Source organism: Marinomonas rhizomae (assembly GCF_024397855.1).
GTDB classification, from domain to species: domain Bacteria; phylum Pseudomonadota; class Gammaproteobacteria; order Pseudomonadales; family Marinomonadaceae; genus Marinomonas; species Marinomonas rhizomae_A.
The window spans coordinates 3,862,592-3,883,664 of record NZ_CP073343.1 but is presented as its reverse complement, the minus strand read 5'-3'; the positions used below and the strand labels follow the sequence as shown (position 1 = coordinate 3,883,664).

The following is a 21,073-nucleotide window of genomic DNA, read 5'->3' as shown; positions in this document are numbered from 1 at the left end:
AATTCCTCAACTTACAATTGATCGCTACATAAGAGCCTTAAGACATCATAATGGAAAAGACCTACCAACCTCAGAGTATTGAACAGCCTATTTATAAACGTTGGGAAGAGGGTGGATATTTTTCCCCTCAAGGCAACGGTTCTCCATTCTCTATCATGATTCCACCACCAAACGTTACCGGCAGTTTGCACATGGGGCATGCGTTTCAGCATACCTTGATGGATGCGATGATTCGCCGTGAACGAATGAAAGGTAGCCGTACACTATGGCAGCCAGGTTGTGACCATGCTGGTATTGCAACTCAAATGGTGGTTGAGCGCCAATTAGCCGCTCAGAATGTGACTCGTCATGAGCTAGGCCGTGAAAAGTTTCTTGAAAAAGTTTGGGAGTGGAAAGGCCAGTCTGGCGGCACTATTTCTGACCAGATGCGCGTGTTAGGCGACTCTGTCGCTTGGGATAAAGAGCGCTTTACAATGGACCCTGGTATGTCTGCGGCGGTTCAGGAAGTGTTTGTTCGCCTATTTGACGAAGGTATCATTTATCGTGGTCAGCGTCTTGTAAACTGGGACCCTGTTTTACACACGGCTATTTCTGATCTTGAAGTGGTTTCTGAAGAAGAAAATGGCTTCATGTGGTACTTCCGTTACCCACTTGCTGATGGTGTAAAAACCGCGGAAGGTAAGGATTACATTGTTGTTGCGACCACACGCCCAGAAACTATGTTTGGTGATGCTGCCGTTGCTGTTGCGTTGGATGACGAGCGTTTTACAGACCTAGTTGGCAAATTTGTTGAACTGCCATTGGTTGGTCGTCGTATTCCAATTGTTGCTGATGAATACGTAGATAAAGAATTTGGCACGGGTTGTGTGAAAATTACGCCAGCTCATGACTTCAATGACTATGAAGTTGGCAAACGCCACGATATGCCATTGATCAACATATTGACCGACGATGCAGCGATCAACGATGTAGCCCCCGAGAAATATCATGGCATGGATCGTTTTGATGCTCGTAAAGCTGTAGTAGCCGATTTTGATGCGCTTGGTTTGCTTGAGAAAGTTGTCGACCATAAGCTAAAAGTACCACGTGGTGAGCGTGGTAATACGGTGATTGAACCTTACTTGACACAGCAGTGGTATGTGGCGGTTGAGTCATTGGCTAAGCCTGCGATTGAAGCGGTTGAAAATGGCGATATCCAGTTTGTTCCTAAGCAATGGGAAAATACCTACTTTGCTTGGATGCGCGATCTTAATGATTGGTGTATCTCTCGTCAGCTTTGGTGGGGGCATCAAATTCCAGCTTGGTATGATGCGGATGGAAAGCATTATGTTGGTAAAAATGAAGATGAGGTTCGCGCTAAATATAGCCTCGCGGCAGATGTTGAGCTAACTCAAGATGAAGACGTGCTAGACACTTGGTTCTCTTCAGCACTTTGGACGTTTGCAACACAAGGTTGGCCAGAAGAAACACAAGATTTTGCTGAATTTAGTGAATCAGACGTGTTGGTAACAGGCTTTGATATTATTTTCTTCTGGGTTGCCAGAATGATCATGATGACCTTGAAATTTACCGATAAAGTCCCTTTCAAAACCGTTTACATTACCGGTCTTATTCGTGATGAACGCGGCGATAAAATGTCGAAATCCAAAGGTAATGTTATTGATCCATTGGATTTGATTAATGGTATTGATATCGAGTCCTTGGTGGCGAAACGTACTTACGGCATGATGCAACCTCGCTTAGCGGAAAAAGTCGAAAAGAATACACGCGAAACCTATCCTGAAGGGATTCAAGCTTATGGTACTGATGCTTTGCGTTTTACGCTTTGTTCATTGGCGTCCGGTGGGCGTGATATTAAGTTCGACCTGAACCGTCTTGAAGGTTACCGTAATTTCTGTAATAAGATTTGGAATGCAACGCGTTATGTCTTGATGAATACAGAAGATCAAGACTGTGGTCAAAGTGGTGCTGAAGTTGAATTGTCGCTTGCTGATAAGTGGATTATTTCCCGTTTGCAGCATGCAGAAGATGCCGTCAACCGTGCTTTCGAGACGCATCGTTTTGATTTGGCTTCTCAGGCCTTGTATGAATTTATGTGGCACGAATATTGTGATTGGTATTTGGAGTTGTCTAAGCCTGTTCTTTGGGACGAAAACGCTACGCCTGAACAATTGATGGGGACTCGTCGTACTTTAGTGCGTGTGTTGGAAGCTTTTCTGCGTCTTGCTCACCCGATGATGCCATTCTTAACAGAAGAAATTTGGCAGCGTGTTGCGCCACTAGCGGGTGTTGAAGGTGACACTGTGATGCTGGGTGAATACCCAATGGCTAATGATGCGAAAAAAGATGCGCAAGCAGAAGCCGATGTAGAATGGCTGAAAGGTGTTATCGAAGGTATTCGTAATATCCGTGGTGAAATGAATATTTCTCCTTCTAAGCCGCTGACTATTTTGTTCCGTAATGGTTCTGAGCAAGATCAAGCGCGTTTAGATGCGAACTTAACCTTCTTGCAAACTCTGGCGAAGCTAGAATCTGTAACTTGGTTGAATGCGGGTGATGAAGCGCCAATGTCTGCTACTGCATTAGTAGGTGATATGGAAGTGCTTGTCCCAATGGCAGGCTTGATTGATAAAGAAGCAGAGCTTGCTCGTTTGCAAAAAGAAATTGATAAAGCGTCAAAAGAATTGCAGCGTATCCAGGGCAAGCTTTCTAACGACAGTTTTGTGGCGAAAGCGCCAGCAGAAGTGGTTGAGAAAGAACGCGCTAAGTGCGATGACTTGCAATTAGCGGTTAGTAAGTTAGAAGAGCAAAAGGTCAGTATTGAATCTTTGTAAATATGCATTGTAAAAACATAAGGTCAGAAGTCTTTTTGGGCCTCTGACCTTACGCTTACTTAATAAAAATAAAAAAGAGGCGAGACAGTAATGGAAAGATTAACTGGAAAAGTTAAGTGGTTTAACGACGCTAAAGGTGTGGGTTTTATTAAGCGAGAAGAAGACAGTGATGTCTTTGTTCACTACAAATCGATTATTTGTGATGGTCACAAGAGCTTAAAAAAAGGACAGTCTGTTAGTTTTGTTTTATCTACGACCGACTTTGGTTTGCAGGCTATTGAAGTGCGTTTAGAAAAAGAGGTGCAGATTGCATCCTCTGGTTCTAATCAGCAGCTTGAAAGTGCTTAGCTTACGCAGATTCTTGCAACATTTTGTGTGCGAGTTTAACAAAATCGACAGGTGTTAAAATTCCGACGAGTTTGTTGTCTTGAGTAACGGGTAGACAGCCGTATTTGTTTTCAATAAAAAATTCTGCAGCCATGTCTAAGTCTGTGTTGGGGCTGACAGTGAGTATGTCTTTGTTCATCGCGTTAGCAATAGGTGTCTGCTGTTCTTTCTTGGATATTTGCTGGGTGCCAAACTGGCTAACTAAATGAAAGGCATGACGTAAATATTCACGTTGCGTTAGCATGCCGACACATTCTCCTGCGTCGTTGATGATGGGGATGTTCCTAATGTTTTTTTCTTGCATCAATGCTTTGGCTTTCGCTAAAGAATCATTTTCTCTTAATGTTATTAAGTTAGTAATCATCAAGTCGGCCACTGTGCGCATGAATAAATCTCCATATGTCTATTTTAGCGTGTTTATTTTGACAGTAAGGTTCAGTGTAGAGCGGATTATAGATTAAAGGCAATTATGTTTTGTAAGGCAATTATAGTCGCCTTGAGGTAGATCAATAATGACAGATCAAGAATGGATGGAGTGCGCGATAGCGCTGGCTGCCAAAGCTGCATCTGAAAATGAGATTCCAGTTGGTGCGATTGTAGTGCTAGACGGTGAAATTATCGGTGAGGGTTACAATTCGCCTATTTCTCTTTGTGATCCTACCGCTCACGCTGAAATGCAGGCGATTCGAATGGCCTGCAAAGCCATGAATAACTATCGGCTACCTGGTGCGACTTTATATGTCACATTAGAGCCTTGCTCTATGTGCGCGGGCGCTATGGTTCATGCACGTATTGATAGAGTGGTTTATGCGGCGATGGAACCCAAAAGCGGTATTGTGGACAGTCAGGGGCATTTTTTTGAAGCGCCATTTCTTAATCACAAAGTGAAAGTTGAGTCTGGCGTATTGTCTGAAACAGCTTCCCTTCAGCTTACCCAATTCTTTCAATATCGCCGTGAACAAAAAAAGAAGCTCAAGGAACAGGCAAAAAAGGCCACTTAGGCAATTAATTCCATCATTTTGTGTAGAAATTTCATACTCTGCTGGCCTCTATTTGCCTCATTGATTTAAAATACCCGCACCATTTCCCCAAAACTACCAAGTGAGGCAATACTCAACATGCTAACTCTGCATGGTTCCGCAGCGCTATCGGCGTTTCGCAAGGCAAAGCTATTAGCCAATATGCAAGCATCTATTCCATCTGTCACAGATGTTGATGCTCAATTTCTCCATTTCGTGGAGTTGGTTGATAGTCAAACGCTGACTGCTGAACAGGAAACTGTTTTACAGCGCGCTTTGGCCTACGGTCCTAAATCCTCCCAAGTCAGTTCATCTGATCAAAGTGTTTTAGTAGTTCCTCGTTTAGGAACGATTTCACCTTGGTCATCGAAAGCAACCGATATCCTTCATAACTGTGGCCTTGCGGCCGTATCCCGCGTTGAACGTGGCGTGGAATACTTTATTCATAGCTCGGCGCCATTAGCGCTTGAAGAGCTAGATTTGTTGTCAGCTATGCTGCATGACCGCATGACAGAAAGCGTGCTTCCGGCATTAAGCGACGCTTCTGATATGTTCTCTCATGCAGAACCAGCACCAATGACAGCAGTCGATGTATTAGGCGGTGGCCGAGCGGCATTGGTTGAGGCAAACCAAACGCTAGGCCTTGCTCTTGCGGATGACGAAATTGATTACCTTGTTGAGTCTTTCATTGAGTTGGGTCGTAACCCAATCGATGTTGAGCTAATGATGTTTGCTCAAGCAAACTCTGAGCATTGTCGTCATAAAATCTTTAATGCGTCTTGGACGATTGATGGCGAAGAGCAAGAGCGCTCTTTGTTTAAAATGATCAAGAACACCCATGAACACAATCCACACGGTACCTTATCTGCATATAAAGATAACGCGGCCGTGATGGAAGGCCACTTTGGCGGTCGTTTCTTCCCATCCGCAGAAACGCGCGAATACGATTTTAGCCACGAACACATCGATATCTTGATGAAGGTTGAAACTCATAACCACCCAACAGCCATTTCTCCATTCTCTGGTGCGGCAACGGGTTCTGGGGGTGAGATTCGTGACGAAGGCGCGACAGGTATTGGCTCTAAACCAAAAGCAGGTTTGAGTGGTTACACGGTATCCGACCTTAAAATACCTGGTTTTGAACAGCCATGGGAAAGCTACTACGGCAAACCGTCTCGTATCGTAACGCCTTTGGATATTATGATCGAAGGGCCTATCGGTGGTGCTGCGTTTAACAATGAGTTTGGTCGTCCAAACCTATTAGGTTACTTCCGTACTTATGAACAAACAATCCAGGGTGCTTCACAAGAGGAAGTGCGTGGTTACCACAAGCCAATCATGTTGGCGGGCGGTATTGGTAATATTCGTCGTGAACACGTTGAAAAACAAGAGATCAAAGTAGGTGCTAAGTTAATCGTACTTGGTGGTCCTGCGATGTTGATCGGCCTTGGTGGCGGTGCGGCATCTTCCATGGCGTCTGCCGATGGTAACGAAGATCTCGATTTCGCTTCTGTACAACGTGGCAACCCAGAAATGGAGCGTCGTTGTCAGGAAGTGATCGACCGTTGCTGGCAAATGGGTGATAAAAACCCAATCAGCTTTATCCATGATGTGGGCGCTGGTGGTTTGTCTAACGCTTTGCCTGAATTGGTAAAAGACGGTGAGCGTGGTGGTAACTTCGATTTGCGTAAGGTTCTAAATGACGAGCCGGGTATGTCACCACTAGAAATCTGGTGTAACGAATCGCAAGAGCGTTATGTAATGGCCGTTTCTCCTGATCGTGTTGCAGAGTTTACTGCGATTTGTGAGCGAGAGCGTTGCCCTTTTGCCATTGTTGGTGAAGCGAAAGAAGAAATGCATTTGCAAGTAGCGGATGAGCATTTCGATAATAATCCTGTTGATTTGCCTATGTCTGTTCTATTTGGCAAGCCACCTAAAATGCATCGTGAAGCAAAGAAAGCCATTATTACAGGTGATGATTTCACGGCTGTTGATGTGGATCTTGCTGACGCAGCGAAGCGTGTTCTTAGCTTGCCAACGGTTGCGAGCAAAAATTTCTTAATCACCATCGGTGATCGTTCAATTACAGGTATGGTTGCTCGTGATCAAATGGTGGGTCCTTGGCAGGTGCCAGTAGCGGATGTAGCGGTAACAACGTCCTCTTTAGAAAGCTACACCGGTGAAGCCATGACCATGGGTGAACGTACGCCCGTAGCTTTGCTCGATGCGCCTGCATCTGGTCGCATGGCGGTGGGTGAAGCACTGACTAACTTGGCAGCAGCACACATTACCAAACGTAGTAGCATTAAGTTGTCTGCGAACTGGATGGCGGCGGCTGGTCACGAAGGCGAAGATGAGAAGCTTTATCAAACGGTAAAAGCAGTTGGTATGGAATTGTGTCCAGCATTGGATATTGCCATTCCAGTTGGTAAAGACTCTATGTCGATGAAAACCGTATGGAAAGAAGATGGCAAAGAAAAGGCCGTGACTTCTCCATTGTCTTTGGTTATTTCTGCATTTGCGCCAGTAACAGATGTTCGCAAGACGTTAACGCCAGAGCTAAAAAACAAAGCCGATACGCGTTTGTTGTTGGTTGATTTGGGTGCGGGTAAAAATCGTCTTGGCGGTTCTGTTATTGCTCAGGTTTACAATAAACTGGGTCAGCAAGCGCCAGATGTTGATGATGCAGCGACCTTAGCTGGCTTCTTCGATACGACTCAGGCGTTGAATGCTGCAGGCAAATTGTTAGCTTATCATGACCGTTCTGATGGTGGTGCGTTTGCTACGTTAGTTGAAATGTCATTCGCGAGTCATTTGGGTCTGAATATCGATCTTGATGAAACCATTACTAATCGTATGCAAGTAGCTCCAGCGTTATTCAACGAAGAGTTGGGTGCCGTCATACAGGTGAATGAGTCTGATGTAACGGACGTTATTTCTGCTTATGCTAGTGCTGGTGTGACGACGACACCGATTGCAACATTGTCCGGTGATGATTCGATCCGTGTTTGTTTTGCTGGTGAAGCATTATTAGAAGAAACGCGTATTAATTGGCAGCGTGTTTGGTCTGAAACCAGTTACCGCATTCAGGCATTGCGTGATAACCCAGATTCAGCACAGCAAGAGTTCGATAGCTTGTTAGATGCGAAAGATCCAGGTTTATCTGCGGATGTTCAATTTGATCAAAATGAAGACATTGTAGCCGCATTTATTGCCTCTGGCGTGAAACCTAAAATTGCCGTCTTGCGCGAGCAAGGTGTAAATGGCCAAGTCGAAATGGCTGCGGCCTTCCATAAAGCGGGCTTCATTCCTGTAGATGTACACATGAGTGATATCTTATCTGGTCGTACGACGCTGGACCAATTTAGTGGTTTAGTGGCTTGTGGCGGTTTCTCTTACGGCGATGTGCTAGGTGCTGGTGAAGGTTGGGCGAAGTCGATTCTTTTCAACCCTGTTGCTCGTGAGCAATTCGAAGCATTCTTCAATCGTCTTGATACCTTTACGCTTGGTGTGTGTAATGGTTGTCAGATGTTATCGAATCTATATGAATTGATTCCTGGTGCTGGGCATTGGCCGAAGTTTGTTCGAAACCAATCTTCTCAATTTGAGGCTCGCCTTGTTCAAGTGGAAGTTCAGAAATCGAATTCTATTTTGCTTGCTGGTATGGAAGGTTCTCGCATGCCTATCGTGGTTGCTCATGGTGAGGGTCTAACGGAATACCGTGAGGATCAAGATATGGCAACTTTGGCTGCGGCGAATCAGATTTCATTGCGTTATGTTGATAACTACGGCCAAGCAACTGAGCGTTATCCATTCAACCCGAATGGTTCTGCGCAAGGTGTAACGGGTCTAACATCGGAAGATGGTCGTGTAACTATCATGATGCCTCACCCAGAGCGTGTCTATCGCACGGTTCAGCACAGCTGGCACCCAAGCGAATGGCAAGAGCAAGCTCCATGGTTGCGTTTGTTCCAAAATGCGAGAAAGTGGTTAGGTTAATCTATTAGTCTAAATTGCTATTTTAAAAGGCCTCTAATCTTACGGTTAGAGGCCTTTTAAATATGAGGTGCTTTTTTTCTGTTTAATAAGTGATCAGGTTTGGTTGTTTTTGATCAATCTTTGAACGTAAGGTGTGAAAAACTCAATTAATTAAAAGAATTTTAAAAAAGAGGTTGCACAGAATTTTTTGGGATGTATTATACGCACCCACTGACACGGAGAACGACGCAAACAACGGTTTGCAACTTACTAAAGTAAGCAAGTTCAACGATGAATCAGACGCTCTTTAAAATAGATAATCAGATAATTTGTGTGGGCGCTCGCTGGAGGCTTCAGAAGATTGTCCGGATTGGTTTTAACCGATTCGAGATGATCAAAAAAATTGAAGTCTTGCGAAACGTCTAACACGTCAATTCGCTTTATGTTGTTTTGTTGTTCTTCGGGACGACGAAATGATTAAGTTATTGTTAGTGTAATAGATTTTGAGTAAGCAAACTTTTTAACTGAAGAGTTTGATCATGGCTCAGATTGAACGCTGGCGGCAGGCTTAACACATGCAAGTCGAGCGGTAACAGGGGAGCTTGCTCCTGCTGACGAGCGGCGGACGGGTGAGTAACGCGTAGGAATCTGCCTAGTAGAGGGGGACAACATGTGGAAACGCATGCTAATACCGCATACGCCCTAAGGGGGAAAGGAGGGGACTCTTCGGAGCCTTCCGCTATTAGATGAGCCTGCGTAAGATTAGCTAGTTGGTAGGGTAAAGGCCTACCAAGGCGACGATCTTTAACTGGTCTGAGAGGATGGCCAGTCACACTGGGACTGAGACACGGCCCAGACTCCTACGGGAGGCAGCAGTGGGGAATATTGGACAATGGGCGGAAGCCTGATCCAGCCATGCCGCGTGTGTGAAGAAGGCCTTAGGGTTGTAAAGCACTTTCAGGGGTGAGGAAGGGTAACTGGCTAATATCCAGTTACTTTGACGTTAGCCCCAGAAGAAGCACCGGCTAACTCTGTGCCAGCAGCCGCGGTAATACAGAGGGTGCAAGCGTTAATCGGAATTACTGGGCGTAAAGCGCGCGTAGGTGGTTTGTTAAGTCGGATGTGAAATCCCAGGGCTCAACCTTGGAATGGCACCCGATACTGGCAGGCTAGAGTATGGTAGAGGGGTGTGGAATTTCCTGTGTAGCGGTGAAATGCGTAGATATAGGAAGGAACATCAGTGGCGAAGGCGACACCCTGGACTAATACTGACACTGAGGTGCGAAAGCGTGGGGAGCAAACAGGATTAGATACCCTGGTAGTCCACGCCGTAAACGATGTCTACTAGCCGTTGGGTTGTAATGACTTAGTGGCGCAGCTAACGCAATAAGTAGACCGCCTGGGGAGTACGGCCGCAAGGTTAAAACTCAAATGAATTGACGGGGGCCCGCACAAGCGGTGGAGCATGTGGTTTAATTCGACGCAACGCGAAGAACCTTACCTACTCTTGACATCCAGAGAATTCGCTAGAGATAGCTTAGTGCCTTCGGGAACTCTGAGACAGGTGCTGCATGGCTGTCGTCAGCTCGTGTTGTGAAATGTTGGGTTAAGTCCCGTAACGAGCGCAACCCTTATCCTTATTTGCCAGCACTTCGGGTGGGAACTTTAAGGAGACTGCCGGTGACAAACCGGAGGAAGGTGGGGACGACGTCAAGTCATCATGGCCCTTACGAGTAGGGCTACACACGTGCTACAATGGCGTATACAGAGGGCTGCGAACTAGCGATAGTAAGCGAATCCCAGAAAGTACGTCGTAGTCCGGATTGGAGTCTGCAACTCGACTCCATGAAGTCGGAATCGCTAGTAATCGTGAATCAGAATGTCACGGTGAATACGTTCCCGGGCCTTGTACACACCGCCCGTCACACCATGGGAGTTGATTGCTCCAGAAGTAGCTAGCTTAACCCTTCGGGGATGGCGGTTACCACGGAGTGGTCAATGACTGGGGTGAAGTCGTAACAAGGTAGCCCTAGGGGAACCTGGGGCTGGATCACCTCCTTAAACGATAGAAACCTCTGGTGAGCGTTCACACAAATTATCTGATACCTATCTTAAAAGCATTAGCACAGAGTTCTAAGCAAGAGGTTTGAATGGTTTGTCCATCAAGCATCTGACTTAGTGCTTTGCACTAAACTTGCTCTTTAACAATTCGAATTTTGAAATAACGATGAATCAAGCGTTAAACCGGTGGAAGTTCACTTTAACCTAGTGACTTCTATTATCGTAAATCCAGAGAGACACAAAAGCTCTTTGGTATGTGATCCGAAACTATTTTGGGTTATATGGTCAAGTGACCAAGCGTGCACGGTGGATGCCTTGGCAGTCAGAGGCGATGAAGGACGTGGTAATCTGCGAAAAGGTTCGGGGAGTCGATAAACAGACTTTGATCCGAACATGTCCGAATGGGGAAACCCACTCTACTTGTAGAGTATCCCACAGTGAATACATAGCTGTGTGGAGGCGAACCCGGGGAACTGAAACATCTAAGTACCCGGAGGAAAAGAAATCAACCGAGATTCCCTAAGTAGCGGCGAGCGAAAGGGGATTAGCCCTTAAGTGGTTTTGGTGTTAGTAGAAGGCTCTGGAAAGTGCCGCGATAGAGGGTGATAGCCCCGTATACGAAAACACCTTAATCATGAAAACGAGTAGGACGGGACACGTGTTATCCTGTCTGAATATGGGGGGACCATCCTCCAAGGCTAAATACTCCTGACTGACCGATAGTGAACCAGTACCGTGAGGGAAAGGCGAAAAGAACCCCTGTGAGGGGAGTGAAATAGATCCTGAAACCGTGTACGTACAAGCAGTGGGAGCGGACTTGTTCCGTGACTGCGTACCTTTTGTATAATGGGTCAACGACTTATTTTCAGTAGCAAGGTTAAGCACATAGTGGAGCCGTAGGGAAACCGAGTCTTAATAGGGCGTTTAGTTGCTGGGAATAGACCCGAAACCGGGCGATCTATCCATGAGCAGGTTGAAGGTTGAGTAACATCAACTGGAGGACCGAACCCACATCCGTTGAAAAGGCTGGGGATGACTTGTGGATAGGAGTGAAAGGCTAATCAAGCTCGGAGATAGCTGGTTCTCCTCGAAAGCTATTTAGGTAGCGCCTCGTATCTCACCATTGGGGGTAGAGCACTGTTTGGGCTAGGGGGTCATCCCGACTTACCAACCCCATGCAAACTCCGAATACCAATGAGTGCAATTACGGGAGACACACGGCGGGTGCTAACGTCCGTCGTGGAAAGGGAAACAACCCAGACCGTCAGCTAAGGTCCCAAAGTTACAGTTAAGTGGGAAACGATGTGGGAAGGCTTAGACAGCTAGGAGGTTGGCTTAGAAGCAGCCATCCTTTAAAGAAAGCGTAATAGCTCACTAGTCGAGTCGGCCTGCGCGGAAGATATAACGGGGCTCAAACTGTACACCGAAGCTACGGATGCTTAATTTATTAGGCATGGTAGAGGAGCGTTCTGTAAGCCGTTGAAGGTCAAGCTGTAAGGCAGGCTGGAGGTATCAGAAGTGCGAATGTTGACATGAGTAACGATAAGGGGAGTGAAAAACTCCCCCGCCGGAAGACCAAGGTTTCCTGTCCCATGTTAATCAGGGCAGGGTGAGTCGGCCCCTAAGGCGAGGCAGAAATGCGTAGTCGATGGAAAACAGGTTAATATTCCTGTACCGATGTATATTGCGATGGAGAGACGGAGAAGGCTAGGCCAGCACAGCGATGGTTGTCTGTGTTTAAGGCGGTAGGCAAGTGACTTAGGCAAATCCGGGTCACTCTTTTAGAGAGAATGCCGAGAACTGATGACGAGCCCTCTTTTGGGCGAAGTGGTTGATGCCATGCTTCCAGGAAAAACTTCTAAGCTTCAGATATACATTGACCGTACCCCAAACCGACACAGGTGGTCAGGTAGAGAATACCAAGGCGCTTGAGAGAACTCGGGTGAAGGAACTAGGCAAAATGGTACCGTAACTTCGGGAGAAGGTACGCCGGCCGGTGTGAAGGACTTGCTCCGTAAGCACTAGTCGGTCGAAGATACCAGGTGGCTGCGACTGTTTATTAAAAACACAGCACTCTGCAAACACGAAAGTGGACGTATAGGGTGTGACGCCTGCCCGGTGCTTGAAGGTTAATTGATGGGGTTAGCGCAAGCGAAGCTCTTGATCGAAGCCCAAGTAAACGGCGGCCGTAACTATAACGGTCCTAAGGTAGCGAAATTCCTTGTCGGGTAAGTTCCGACCTGCACGAATGGCGTAACGATGGCCACACTGTCTCCACCCGAGACTCAGTGAAATTGAAATCGCAGTGAAGATGCTGTGTATCCGCGGCTAGACGGAAAGACCCCGTGAACCTTTACTATAGCTTCACAGTGAACTTTGAACCTACTTGTGTAGGATAGGTGGGAGGCTTTGAAGTGCAGACGCCAGTTTGCATGGAGCCACTCTTGAAATACCACCCTGGTATGTTTGAGGTTCTAACTCAGGTCCCTTATCGGGATCGAGGACACTGTGTGGTGGGTAGTTTGACTGGGGCGGTCTCCTCCCAAAGAGTAACGGAGGAGCACGAAGGTGTGCTCAGCATGGTCGGAAATCATGCATAGAGTGTAAAGGCAAAAGCACGCTTAACTGCGAGACAGACACGTCGAGCAGGTACGAAAGTAGGTCTTAGTGATCCGGTGGTTCTGTATGGAAGGGCCATCGCTCAACGGATAAAAGGTACTCCGGGGATAACAGGCTGATACCGCCCAAGAGTTCACATCGACGGCGGTGTTTGGCACCTCGATGTCGGCTCATCACATCCTGGGGCTGAAGCCGGTCCCAAGGGTATGGCTGTTCGCCATTTAAAGTGGTACGCGAGCTGGGTTTAGAACGTCGTGAGACAGTTCGGTCCCTATCTGCCGTGGACGTTTGAGATTTGAGAGGAGCTGCTCCTAGTACGAGAGGACCGGAGTGGACGAACCTCTGGTGTTCCGGTTGTCACGCCAGTGGCATTGCCGGGTAGCTATGTTCGGACGGGATAACCGCTGAAAGCATCTAAGCGGGAAGCCTCCCTTAAGATAAGATCTCACTGGGACATAAGTCCCCTAAAGAGCCGTTCGAGACTAGGACGTTGATAGGTTGGGTGTGTAAGTGCTGTGAGGCATTGAGCTAACCAATACTAATTGCTCGTGAGGCTTGACCATATAACACCAAAGTGGTTTTGGATGAGAAGAGTGAAAGCTCAAGATCATCAAAATGACAAAGACACATATACGATATTGAATAAGCTGGTTTATCGCTTGATACACGTTATTTCAAAATGAATTGTTAAAGATCCAAGCACGTATTCGCGTGTTTTGAGTCAAGTCGAAAGACAATGCAATAAACGCATACCTCAAAACAAACGCAAAACGAATTGCTTGACGATCATAGAGGCGTTGAACCACCTGATCCCATCCCGAACTCAGAAGTGAAAAGCGCCATCGCCGATGGTAGTGTGGGAGATCCCATGTGAGAGTAGGTCGTCGTCAAGCTTTACATTAAGAAGGCCCTGATAGCTAACGCTGTCAGGGCTTTTTTTCGTCTGGAGAAAACTTGAATACGAAGAGACTGAACCACCTGATCCCATCCCGCTTTTTACTCGCCACAGGCGTTCAGAAGTGACGCTTTATTCGCCGAGGGTGCTCGCCATCGCCGATGGTCGTCCCACAAGGGGATAGGCATCCCGCAAGGGGATAAGTATCATCAAGCTTTATATTAAAAGGCCCTGATAGCTAACGCTGTCAGGGCTTTCTTCGAATTAAGGAAATGTGAAGTCACCTTAGTAAAGCAGCGTAGTTAGCTGCTTTGTGTTCGGTTACTTGCGATTATTCTTTGGCTCAACGCGTCAGCGTGAATCCATTAGCAAATAAAACGTGTGCTTAGTTGTCTGTGCGAAGGTGTGAATGTGCGTTCTGGAAGTGTGTATGAGGGGATTGCCAAAACAAAAAGCCCTGGAAGTTGCTCTGCTCATAATAATGAGCGGCTTACTTTCAGGGCTTTGTGGAAGCTAGGTCTAATTACTGCTGATTAAACTCAGTTAAGATTTCATTGTAACGGCCAGAACCTTGAAGTGATATTAGGCCCTTATTAAAAGCATCACGAAGTGCTTCTGCATTTTGAGCTGATTTTGGTATCAATAGATATAAGTCATTTTCTTCTAAAGGAGGAAGAAGGATTTGTAGTTGAGAACCATCAATACCAGCAGCTTTAGCAGCTTCTTTTGCAACAGCTAAGCTATCTGCATATAGCTGAACTTCACCGGAATCTAGTGCTTTAACGGCATCAGAAACTTCTGCGTATTCCTTAATTTTTGAGAACGGAAAGTTATCAAATGATTCACCGATTACAGTTCCTTTCAGTTTAGCAATAGTGTATTGATCAAGCTCTTCAAATGAAGAGTAATTGCTCTGAGGAAAATCTGGCTTCTTGATTAGGCCAGCAAGAACGGTATAGATAGGAATTGAGAAATAGTAATCTTTTGCTCTTTCTTCTGAGTAATAACCGCCGACAATCGCGTCTTTATCACCATTTTTCGCGTTGTCCAATGCATTTTGCCAGCCTGTGAATTCGATTGTAGAGTCATAACCTGATTCAGCAAGCGCTTCTTCTACAATGGCTGTAATGAAGCCGCCTTTCTCTAGGCTTTCTGCATAGAATGGCGGCCAGTTCATTGTAGTGAGTTCAACGGTTTGAGCTTGTACTGTAAGAGGGATTGTTAATGCTAGAGCCGAAAAAAACTTTGTTAATTTGTTCATAACATGATCCTGTCATTATGGAAGAAATTTTCGTAATTATTACTCATTCTATTTGATGTTTTGTATGTTTAATATACAAGTGTCGTTAATAGGTTGAGTACAGTCGTATTTATAAGGCTAGTAAACAAACTCTGTTTAGATTAATAATTATTCCAGTTTAGAGAGGGGCTTTTGATAATCTTTAGCCATATTACAAACTTTAAGCTGATAATATGAAGTAAAGTATTGTTATTACTTGAAAGCTAGTGTGCTTGATTGTAAGGGTATGAATAAGTTTTTTGTAAAAAAAAGCCCAGCTTGAGATGCTGGGCTTTTATGTATATGTATAGTGGTGCTTTGAATTATCGAGTATTGTCAGCTAACTCACTAAGTAGTACTCGTTGAGCGCTACGATATTCACCTTTTCTGGGTTTGGATAACTGATATGAGCCATCGCTTTGTAGAATCCAGCTTTGCGTATTATCTGTTAGGTAATATTCAAGTTCCTTTTTCACTCGGCGAGTCTGTTTATAATCCTGAAGAGGGAAGGCGACTTCAATGCGGTTGTTTAAGTTTCGATCCATACCATCGGCGCTGGATAGATAAACCTGAGGATTACGGTTGTTGTAGAAGTAATACACTCGGGTGTGTTCTAGGAATCGCCCGATGACACTTCTCACGCGAATATTGGAAGAAATTCCTTTTATTCCTGGACGTAATGTACAGATACCGCGAACAATTAGGTCTATTTTTACCCCTGCTTGAGACGCTTTATAAAGAGATTGAACCAGTCTTTGTTCTGTTAACGAATTCACTTTAATGATGATCCGAGATGGGTCACCTTTAAGTGCGTTTTCTGCTTCTCTGTTTATCATGTCTAACAAACGGTCACGAAGGGTGAAAGGAGCGTGTAATAGCTTCTTCACTTTTAATTCTTTGCTCATCCCTGTGAGTTGCTGGAAAACGCGATGAACATCATCGCCAATCTCTTTATCGCAGGTCATAAAACTATAGTCGGTGTAGAGGCGAGCATTACCTGCGTGATAGTTACCTGTGCCCAAGTGAACGTAACGAGTTAGGTCTGCGCCTTCTCTACGGACGATTAGGATCATTTTGGCATGGGTTTTATGACGAACAACACCATAGACAACAATGGCACCAGCGTCCTGTAAGCGGCTTGCTAAGGCTAAGTTTTCTGCTTCATCAAAGCGAGCGCGTAATTCGATGACCACAGTGACTTCTTTGCCGTTACGAGCGGCCTCAACCAATGCATTGGCAATCGGCGAGCGAGACCCCGTTCTGTATAACGTCTGACGAATAGCGACAACGCTTGGATCTTTTGCTGCTTCGCTCAATAAATCAATAACAGGTGAAAAGCTCTCAAACGGATGCATCAGCAGATAATCACGTTGGCGAATTGCCTCGAATAATCCACCAGAGCTGGCCAGCTTTCTAGGCAAACCTGGTGAAAAAGGAGGGTACATTAGGTCTGGACGATCAACTAATTCTAGTACAGCCATAAGACGGCTAAGATTCACTGGACCATCAATGCGATACAAATCTTGCTGTTCTAAATCAAATTGCTTTAGCAAAGAATCGACGATATGAAGAGGGCAGTTTTCGGCAATTTCTAATCGCACCGAACTACCATAATGACGACTTTGTAACTCTGTTCGCAATGCACCGGCCAGGTCGACACCGATGTCGTCGGAATCTACTTCTAAATCCGCATTACGGGTAAGGCGGAATTGGAAACAGCCTTTGACTGTCATTCCAGGGAATAGCTGATCCGCATGGGCGTGAATGATAGAAGAAAGAAAGACAAGGTTATCCCCACCTTCACACACTTCGTCTGGTAATTTGACCAAACGAGGTAGCGAGCTTGGTGCTGGAACAATGGCGAGACCATTTTCTCGTCCAAAAGCATCGCGACCTTCTAATTCAACAACAAAGTTAAACGTTTTGTTTGCTAGTCTTGGAAATGGGTGTGCTGGATCGAGTCCAATTGGACTGATGATGGGCAACACATTGTCACGGAAATAGCGTTTTACCCAAGCCGCTTGTTTCTCATTCCAGACGGTGCGGCGAATGAATTTTACATTTTCAGTCGCCAGTTTAGGCAAAATGATATCGTTGAGAATACGGTACTGGCGACGTACCAGCTTGTGGGCATGGTCGCTAATTAACCCAAGCACTTTTTTCGGGTGCATGCCGTCTGGGCCATTTTTTTCACGGCTGTATTCTAATTGGCTTTTTAGACCCGCTACACGGATTTCGAAAAATTCATCCATGTTTGAGCTAAAGATACACAGAAACATCAATCTGTTTAGGATTGGGTGGTTTTCATCCATAGCTTGTTCAAGCACGCGCGCGTTAAATTGTAGGTGGCTTAACTCGCGGTTGAAGTAGAGTTCAGGATCAGCCAAGTCAATCTCTTCAGGTAAGCGTTCTTCAATTGCTACCTTATTAGGATCTTGTGGTTGTTCAGGAATGGGCTCTAAAACAAGCTCTGCATCCAATTCTAAAGGTGGACTAGGAATTGGTTCTTTTTTATCTATTTCGTTCACCGACTGCTCAGACATGCGCTTTAATTCTCTCTAAATACCGTTTTATTGTGTTGTTGGTATCATTGTTCCTTTGCCTACAGTATGTAGGCATATGATAACAAATTACACCAACGCAGCCTGCTGGTCACCGATTCTGTGTGTTTATTTGTACTAAAAGGCGTTAACTTTTAGATTTCAGCAGGCGTGCTGCATCTTTTGCAAAGTAAGTTAGGATGCCATCTGCACCAGCGCGTTTGAACACTAGGAGTGATTCCATCATTACCGTATCTTTGTCTAGCCAACCATTTTGAAAGGCGGCCATGTGCATTGCGTACTCTCCGCTTACTTGATAAGCAAACGTTGGTACTTCAAGTTCTGTTTTTACTCGGCGGACAATATCTAAATAAGGCATGCCGGGTTTTACCATGACCATATCCGCACCTTCCTCGATATCCAACATGACTTCGCGGATCGCTTCGTTAGAGTTAGCGGGATCAATCTGGTAGGTAAATTTATTGCCTTTACCAAGGTTGCCACTTGAGCCAATCGCGTCACGGAATGGGCCGTAATAAGCCGAAGCGTATTTAGCGGCATAGGCCATGATCAAAGTGTTAATAAGGCCTTCAGCTTCAAGTTCATCACGGATTTCGCCAATTCGTCCGTCCATCATGTCGGATGGCGCAACAACATCTGCACCTGCTTTAGCATGTGAAAGGGCTTGTTTTACAAGAGTGTCGACTGTGATGTCATTCAAGACGTAGCCTGAATCATCAATAATGCCGTCTTGGCCGTGTGTGGTATAAGGGTCTAGCGCTACATCTGTTAATACACCAAGTTCCGGGAAAGCTTCTTTTAAAGCGCGAACGGCGCGTTGGATTAAACCATTTGGATTATAGGCTTCTTCGGCGTGAAGTGATTTCTTGTCGGCTTCGATGTAGGGAAACAAAGCAATGGTAGGAATGCCCAGTTCAACTAATTCTTCAGCTTCTTTCAACAATATATCGATGGAAACACGATCAATGTTTGGCATGGAGGGAATGGCTTCACGCACATTATTGCCTTCAAGAACAAACATCGGGTAGATTAAATCGTCTACTGTAAGGTGATGTTCGCGCATCAGACGGCGAGAAAAATCATTTTTACGCATGCGACGCATACGAGTGTATGGAAATGTCATCCAATATCTCTCCTTTTCGCTGTGTAGGAATGTACTTTACTATTGTTACAATATTAAGTCAGTGCTAGATGAAAAGCTTTGTGTTAGGACAAAACTTTACGGATTTCTAGCACTTAGTCTTTGTTTATCCGTTCTTTTTTGGGTTTGAGCTTAGGCCAGTTGTGCTTCGGCTTCTTCTAGCTCCTCTTGCGCTTCGAACCAAGCTTCTTCACTCTCCGCTTGGGCTTTTTTCCATTTCGCTTCGTCACTTAGCAAGCTTTGCAATTTGTCTCTTTGGTCTGCCTCGTAAAGAGTGGAATCAGCCATTTCTTGCGCAATGCGATCAAGGTGCTCTTGTGCTGCTTGAGCGGCTTTTTCATATTTTTCTATTTGCTTGCGAAGTGGGCGAAGCTTTTCACGCATTTCTGCGGCTTTGCGGCGCTCTTCCTTGCGGTCTACTTTGTCTATTTTGTCGACTGCTAATTCGCCTTTTTCAAGTTGTGCAGCACTGGCTTGTCGTGCTTGCAGCCATGCATGGTACGTCGGTAAATCGCCATCGAACGCTTGGATTTGATGGTCAGCGACAAGATAAAATTCATCAACCGTACTATTAAGAAGGTGGCGGTCGTGGGATACCAGCAGGATTGAGCCAGGAAATTCTTGCAGGGCCTCGGTTAGCGCTTGGCGCATCTCTATGTCCAAATGGTTGGTTGGCTCATCGAGTACTAGTAGGTTTGGTTTGGTCCAAGAAATTAACGCCAAGGCCAAGCGTGCTTTTTCACCGCCTGAAAAGCCTTTGACCGCTCGTAGTGCGTCGTCACCAATAAACCCAAAGCCGCCTAAGTAACGACGAATGTCACTTTCTAGTACTTTTGGTGTTAAGCGTTGAATATGTAACAGCGGCGAGGCTTCTAAATCGAGAGCGCTAAGTTGGTGCTGTGAGAAATAACCGATTTTTAAGTTTTCCCCCAAGATTCGATCACCCGCAAGAATGTCGATTTCGCCGACAATGGACTTTATTAGAGTCGATTTGCCGGCGCCATTAGGGCCAAGCAGACCAATACGTTGCCCATCTCGAAGTGCGAAGTTGGTATTTCCAAGTTGAACGGTTTTCTCGCCAGCTTCGGAAGTGTAGCCCAAATCAGCTTGGGATAAATTAATCAGCAGCTGCGAGGTTTTCTCGGCAACAGGAATGGAAAATTCAAATTGTGAGTCTATGTGCGCAGGGCCGATAATCTCCATCTTCTCGAGCATTTTCAAGCGACTCTGAGCTTGTTTGGCTTTGTCAGCCTTATATCGAAAGCGGTCGACATATTGCTGTAGATGCGCACGTTTCTCTTGTTGTTTCTCATAGTTGGCTTGTTGTTGTGCTAGGTGTTCAGCACGTTGGCGCTCGTAGTCAGAATAGTTACCTTTATAAAGTACCAGTTGCTTTTGATAAAGGTGAACAATATGGCTACAAATGCCATCTAAGAAATCCCTATCATGGGATATCAATAGTAAGGTGCCTGGGTATTGGCGTAGCCAGTTTTCCAGCCACATCACGGCATCCAAATCCAAGTGGTTGGTAGGCTCATCTAGCAAAAGGACGTCGGAAGGGCACATTAAAGCTTTGGCAAGGTTAAGACGAATTCGCCAACCACCCGAGAAGTCCGACACAGGTCTTTGCATGTCTGACATCTTGAAACCTAGGCCTTGTAGTAGTGTCTCGCCACGTGATTGTGCTGTATAGCCATGAGCATTTTCGTATTCGCCTAGCCAGCTAGCATGAGCATGATCGTCTCCACTCGCCTGTGCTTTAGCAATATTATTTTCTATCTCTCTGAGTTTGTCGTCGCCATCTAGGCAATAATCCAAAGCACTGCGTTGTGTTTCTTCTACTTCTTGAGCCATAAAGGCGATACGGCGTTGGCCCGGAAGTATTACTTCCCCTGTGTCAGCATGTAGCTCACCTTTAATCATGGCGAATAAAGAGGATTTTCCTGCGCCATTGGCACCAATAAGACCGACTTTTTGACCTTCGAAAATGGTGAGGTCAGTGTCTTCAAGGAGGAACTGAGTACCGCGCTGTAAACTAACTTCAGTAAATTGGATCATAAAAACTAGGAATCTCTTATCTCTAATTAATGAGAAGTGATGTTGGCTGCTTTAAGCTTTTTTTCAATAAAAAGTACAATATGAACATTTTAGAGTGCCGACAGACTAAACGAAATAGCAAGCGTGCATATTCCCAGTTTATACACGGTTTAAAGTGGATGATTAGTCGCCCCAAGGGTAAAATAGCGACAATATTAATTTGAACTTTTTAAGTCGGGCTTTTTTAGTCTGATCAAGGTGT

General features: G+C 45.5%; 9 protein-coding genes and 3 rRNA genes. 7 read left to right on the top strand and 5 right to left on the bottom strand.

From position 1 onward, the window contains the following. Window positions 1-50 precede the first annotated feature (50 nt). The gene (locus tag KDW99_RS18215) at window positions 51-2,834 is read left to right on the top strand and encodes a valine--tRNA ligase (RefSeq protein WP_255826688.1); all 2,784 of its coding nucleotides are present in this window, start codon (window positions 51-53) and stop codon (window positions 2,832-2,834) included. Between the two features lie 90 nt (window positions 2,835-2,924). Further along, window positions 2,925-3,182 carry a cold-shock protein gene (locus KDW99_RS18210; RefSeq protein WP_255826686.1) on the top strand — a complete coding sequence of 86 codons (258 nt, stop codon included), beginning with the start codon at window positions 2,925-2,927 and terminating at the stop codon, window positions 3,180-3,182. Window position 3,183: 1 nt separating this feature from the next. On the opposite strand, the gene KDW99_RS18205 is transcribed toward KDW99_RS18210, so the two are convergent. After that, a complete protein-coding gene (locus tag KDW99_RS18205; protein WP_255826684.1) occupies window positions 3,184-3,606 on the bottom strand; it encodes a CBS domain-containing protein in 423 nt (140 codons plus the stop codon). Between the two features lie 127 nt (window positions 3,607-3,733). On the opposite strand from KDW99_RS18205, the gene tadA reads away from it, so the two are divergent. The 5 genes from tadA (at window position 3,734) to rrf (ending at window position 13,791) form a co-directional block, all read left to right on the top strand. Then, window positions 3,734-4,222 (top strand): tRNA adenosine(34) deaminase TadA, encoded by a 489-nt coding sequence (tadA, locus tag KDW99_RS18200; protein WP_255826682.1) that lies wholly within the window; start codon window positions 3,734-3,736, stop codon window positions 4,220-4,222. Between the two features lie 117 nt (window positions 4,223-4,339). After that, window positions 4,340-8,239, top strand: a complete 3,900-nt coding sequence (purL, locus tag KDW99_RS18195) for a phosphoribosylformylglycinamidine synthase (protein WP_255826680.1) — start codon at window positions 4,340-4,342, stop codon at window positions 8,237-8,239. 500 nt (window positions 8,240-8,739) lie between these two features. Beyond that, window positions 8,740-10,279: ribosomal RNA gene (locus KDW99_RS18190) — 16S ribosomal RNA — on the top strand. A gap of 283 nt (window positions 10,280-10,562) precedes the next feature. Then, window positions 10,563-13,461, top strand: a 23S ribosomal RNA gene (locus KDW99_RS18185). Between the two features lie 215 nt (window positions 13,462-13,676). Continuing rightward, window positions 13,677-13,791, top strand: a 5S ribosomal RNA gene (gene rrf / locus KDW99_RS18180). Together the 16S, 23S and 5S rRNA genes form the textbook arrangement of a ribosomal RNA operon. 525 nt (window positions 13,792-14,316) lie before the next feature. On the opposite strand, the gene KDW99_RS18175 is transcribed toward rrf, so the two are convergent. The 4 genes from KDW99_RS18175 to KDW99_RS18160 form a co-directional block, all read right to left on the bottom strand. Continuing rightward, window positions 14,317-15,054: a substrate-binding periplasmic protein gene (locus KDW99_RS18175; protein WP_255826678.1), complete on the bottom strand. Its 738-nt coding sequence runs from the start codon at window positions 15,052-15,054 to the stop codon at window positions 14,317-14,319. A gap of 341 nt (window positions 15,055-15,395) precedes the next feature. Continuing rightward, complete coding sequence (ppk1, locus tag KDW99_RS18170; RefSeq protein ID WP_255826676.1) at window positions 15,396-17,615, bottom strand: polyphosphate kinase 1; 2,220 nt, start codon at window positions 17,613-17,615, stop codon at window positions 15,396-15,398. A gap of 145 nt (window positions 17,616-17,760) precedes the next feature. Further along, entirely contained in the window at window positions 17,761-18,756 is a 996-nt protein-coding gene (gene hemB / locus KDW99_RS18165; RefSeq protein ID WP_255826674.1) for a porphobilinogen synthase, read from the bottom strand. 150 nt (window positions 18,757-18,906) lie between these two features. Beyond that, window positions 18,907-20,832, bottom strand: a complete 1,926-nt coding sequence (locus KDW99_RS18160; protein ID WP_255826672.1) for an ABC-F family ATP-binding cassette domain-containing protein — start codon at window positions 20,830-20,832, stop codon at window positions 18,907-18,909. Window positions 20,833-21,073 lie beyond the last annotated feature (241 nt).